The organism is Candidatus Cloacimonadota bacterium (assembly GCA_011372345.1).
Lineage (GTDB): Bacteria > Cloacimonadota > Cloacimonadia > Cloacimonadales > TCS61 > DRTC01.
The window spans coordinates 1-2,883 of the sequence record DRTC01000670.1 but is presented as its reverse complement, the minus strand read 5'-3'; the positions used below and the strand labels follow the sequence as shown (position 1 = coordinate 2,883).

Sequence of the window (2,883 nt, the reverse complement as noted above, 5' to 3'; positions counted from 1 at the left end):
TGTTTGTTTCTTTGATCATTTTTATTTCGGAATCTGATAAATGAATGGCGTGTCCGAGTATTGTCTTATCACCGAGAAGATCATGTTTCTGATAAACTTCAGTGTAGGATTTACATTCAGAAAAAAGTCCTTTCACCAAATTTATCTCATCTGTATTTTCTGAAAGATGAGTTTGGATAAAAGCATTATTTTTTCTTGCGAATTCTCCAACTCTTTGCATCAGTTTGGAAGAGCAAACAGGAGCAAACCGAGGAGAAAAAATGTATTCCAGAAGCGGAGTTGATTTATTCCATTTTTCAAAAAGCTCAACGCTTTCAGCAAATGATGTTTCCGTATCTTCGAGCAGGAAATCAGGAGAATTACAATCCATCATTGTTTTCCCGATTATTGCTCGAACACCGTATTCTTTAGCAGTTTCAAAGGCAATATCGCATGCTTTTTTGAAAGGAGCAGTATAAATAACGGAAGTTGTAGTTCCGGCATTAATAGATGCTTTAAAGAATTTTTCTGCAACTCCTCCGGCATAATTTTCATCTTCAGATTTGAATTCTTCAGCAAAAATTTGATCATTCAGCCAAGGCAAAAGGTTTGTGCTGTGTTTTCCCATCACATTAAATTGTGAGAGATGAACATGAGTATCTATTAATCCCGGAATGCAGATACAACCTGAATAATCTTCGAATTCTATTTTTTTTATTTCTTTAGAAATAGAAACAATTCTGGATTTTTCAATGGAGATAAAAATGTCTTTTAAAAATTCGCTTTTTTCAGGTGAGATTGGATTCAGGATATTCGTCTTAACAATTTTCATCATTTCTTGTCTCCGGTTTCCTTTCTCCCATCTCCTTTTTTCATCAATTTCACTTTTACTATCTTTTTATCTGTTACCTGTTTTATTTCTCCATCCCAGCTCCCAATAGAAAATTTTGTCTTTCTGGTCGGGATTCTTGCCAATTTATCGATGATCAATCCGGCAATAGTTTCATAATCTCCTTCCGGCAGATCCATACCGAATTCATCATTTAGATAATCAATTTCCACAAAACCCTGGATGAGAAAGGTATTTTCATTGATTTTCTCTACTTCTTCGGAAGTTGAATCATATTCATCTTCGATCTCACCTACGATTTCCTCCAGAATATCTTCGATAGTTACTATTCCTGCTGTTCCCCCAAAAGAATCAACGATGATAGCCATGCTGTTTTTGTTCGTCTGCATTTCTGTGAGCAGCTTATCGACATCCATTGTTTCCGGAGCAAAATAGGCTTCTCTGACAAAATCGATAGCAAAAAGATTTTTTTTATTTCTGGGAGACTTTTTCAGAAGATCATAAATTATCAGAATACCGAGTATTTCATCCAAATCCTCTCCATATACCGGAAAACGGGTAAAACCTTCTTTCTTGGCAACAGCGATAACTTTCTCGATCGGAGTATCTTTCGCCAAAGCGATAATCTCGGTCCGATGGATCATCACATTTTCGGCTTTCAATTCCGTAAATTCCAGAGCTTCTTCCAGCATTTCACGCTGATCTTCCTGCAATGTACCGTCTTCTTCAGCTTCTGAAAGTATATCTGTAAGCTCCTCGCGGGTAAGCAAATGAAATTTTTCTTTTCCAGGTAGTTTGAATAATTTTGCTAAAAAAGTATCGAGATAACTTACGAGACGGACGAAAGGTTTAAGAACCAGATAGAAAAATCTTATGAGAGGAAATGATCGCGGAACGATCTTATCGGAAAAATCACGATAAAGAGCTTTGGGAATAATTTCCGCAAAAATAAGCAATAAACCTGCCAGAATTAAGGTTCCGATCGTTTCGAAATTTTCTTTCTCGAAATGATGAATGAGATAAATAGTTAAGGAAGAAACGATCACTAACGAAATATTCGTCCCGATCAAGGTCGTCCCAAATATTTTGTCCGGATGTTCAAGAAATTCCAAAATCTTTTTTTTATTCTTATCCTGCTTTGCTTCTTGTTCCAGGCGGAAACGGTCGATAGAAATCAATCCTGTTTCCATTCCGGAAAAAAAGGCGGATAAAACGAAAAATATGATGATCAATAAAAAAGCTAAAATCCACATTTTAATTACCTCTTAAATCAAAAAAAAATGCAAATCCCAAAAGACAAATAATAAATAAAATCCAAATTTCAAATTATAAATCCCAAATCCTAAAAAAACAAAATGCAAACCATAAACTACAAACCACAAATTATAAAATGAATCTCAAAATACAAAAAAATCAATAGAAAAATTAGTGCAATAGTTTTTTTTGGATTTGATTTTTATCTTTTTTTGGAATTTTCTAATTTTTGTATTCATTGTAATTTATTTGTTACTTGCGTATTATTTGAGGGAATTTGTTCTTTTTGGTTTTCATTTTAATTTATTTGTAATTTGTTTTTTGCTTTTTGTGATTTGTTTCTCCTTTGGCTTCATTTTATAAATCTCATTCTTTTACTTAATAAAACCATATCCTTCAAATAATGAATATCTTTGGCATTCAACCATTTTTCTTCAAAATTCTCCTGTTGAACTAGAGTGGCAATAGCTGCTAAAGTTTTCAAATGGAATGCTCTATCTTCTTTTGTCCCGATAAAAGCAAATACTGCTTTTACCGAATCCTCTTTGGAAGTGAACTTGATACCCTCTTTGCACCTGATAAGCATTAAGAAAAAATGACCGCTGCCTTCGATAATTATGTGAGGAATAGCAATAAAAGGTGAAATAGCAGTATTGCAATCTTCCTGTCTGTTTTTTAAAAGAGTAAAGATTTCTTCTTTATCTATCTCGATTTCAGGAGAAACATTTTCCGAAATTATTTCAAAAAGCTGATCGATTCCAAGAGGTCCATGTAAATCTAATATTTTTGCATTTTTAACC

Annotated in this window: 3 protein-coding genes; all 3 read right to left on the bottom strand. The window is 33.7% G+C overall.

Features of this window, described 5'->3' with window-relative positions; genetic code table 11:
• A partial coding sequence (locus ENL20_12830; protein HHE39435.1) for a guanine deaminase occupies positions 1-814 on the bottom strand: 814 nt, incomplete at its 3' end.
• Positions 811-2,082: an HlyC/CorC family transporter gene (locus ENL20_12825; GenBank protein ID HHE39434.1), complete on the bottom strand. Its 1,272-nt coding sequence runs from the start codon at positions 2,080-2,082 to the stop codon at positions 811-813. The genes ENL20_12825 and ENL20_12830, both read right to left, overlap by 4 nt.
• Before the next feature lie 353 nt (positions 2,083-2,435).
• On the bottom strand, positions 2,436-2,883 hold a 448-nt coding region (locus ENL20_12820), incomplete at its 5' end, for a hypothetical protein (GenBank protein ID HHE39433.1).